The sequence below is a fragment of the Serratia sp. (in: enterobacteria) genome, from assembly GCF_051654945.1.
GTDB lineage: Bacteria > Pseudomonadota > Gammaproteobacteria > Enterobacterales > Enterobacteriaceae > Chania.
The window spans coordinates 1-1,473 of the sequence record NZ_JBOFZA010000117.1; the positions used below are offsets into that span (position 1 = coordinate 1).

Annotated in this window: 2 protein-coding genes; one reads left to right on the top strand and one right to left on the bottom strand. The window is 35.0% G+C overall.

What is annotated here, in order from left to right:
• The first annotated feature begins 91 nt into the window (after positions 1–91).
• Entirely contained in the window at positions 92–1,093 is a 1,002-nt protein-coding gene (locus tag ACRDCA_RS25320; protein ID WP_438691985.1) for an IS1595 family transposase, read from the top strand.
• 95 nt (positions 1,094–1,188) lie between these two features.
• Here the strand turns inward: ACRDCA_RS25320 and ACRDCA_RS25325 are convergent.
• On the bottom strand, positions 1,189–1,473 hold a 285-nt coding region (locus tag ACRDCA_RS25325; RefSeq protein WP_438691986.1), incomplete at its 5' end, for a hypothetical protein.

Below are 1,473 nucleotides of genomic sequence, written 5' to 3' on the forward strand. Positions count from 1 at the left end.
CGCTTAATTCTACAATCTTGGACTATTGTCTCTTATCACACTCATAATGTTACTTAATACTCTATACTTGCACTATAGAACGAGGTAACTTATGGAACTAACTACTAAATACGCTGATGTATTCAATTCTTTATCTAAATCTGAATCAAATAAACTTGAGAAGATTATCATTGATATTTGTAAGCAACGAATGTTGCTTACAAATGATCGCCCTAGCTTTTGCCCACTTTGTGGTTGTACAGAAGCAAAGTTTATTAAACGCGGAAAGCTGCCAAATGGCAAACAACGCTATTTTTGTAGTAGTTGTTCTACACGTTTTGTATGTGATGTACATTCAATTTCTTATAAATCCAATCAACCTATGGAAGTTTGGTTTAAAGTTATTGAAGATACGATCCAATTAAAATCAATCAAGTATACTGCAAAAGAGCTAGATTTAACGGATATCACTATTTTTCGTTTACGTCATAAGTTCCTTCATGCACTAGAAATACTAATGCAAGAAATAGATTTAGAAAATCTAATTGAAATGGATGAAACCTATGTTTTAGAGTCTAATAAAGGCACAAAACAAGAAACGAGGTTACCCAGGAAACGCGGTGAAACAGCGTTAGAACGCGGTTTATCCCTTCAACAGATATGTTGTACTTTTGCTTGTGATCGTAGTGGTAATGTGATTGCCAAGTGTACAGGCAGAGGTCTTACAACTCAAGATATGATGAATCGAAGCTTTGCACCACACGTAAGTTCAAGATCTATCTTGATTACTGATAAAGGAAAGTCTTATCGTAAACTGGTAGAACGACAACGAGCACACTGGCATATCATTGAACACGTTACAGATATGGATGAAGTCATTCATATTAATACCGTAAACCAACTACACGACTGGTTTAAACGAATCTATAAATCATATCGTGGAGTAGCAAGTAAGTACATCAATCGTTACTTGGCTCTATTTAGTTTTATAAAACGTTGTAAGGCTTTGGAAATATCGGAAATCAAAAGTTTATTGTATTCTCGAATCAAAGAACGCCAAACATACGTAACAAATAAACAAGTGTATTCAGAGCACTTAGTAACCGCTATTTAAGTCAAGTCCATGATTAGAGAGTTAAGCGTAATGATTTAATATGATTATAAAAAATATAGACAAGCCTTCATTTCGACTTGTCTATTTAATAATCCCTAATCTAAACCAACTGTGCAAACACCATCAGCAGTTCTACTTACTGTGATATCATACGTTTTATAATCCTCGTCCTTGTACTCAACATTTACCTCTTCTGCTCTTGCGTCAATTTCACCAATTGTTAACGTTCCAGCTCCCTCTGCTTTTAAATCTGCAAAAGCTGCTTGATATGCTGTACAGTATGATTTAGCACCCGAGAGTACATTTGACTTTTCTGCTTTCGCAATGTATCCAGTAAATGCTGGAACCATAATTACTGCCAATACCCCTAAGATTGCAAT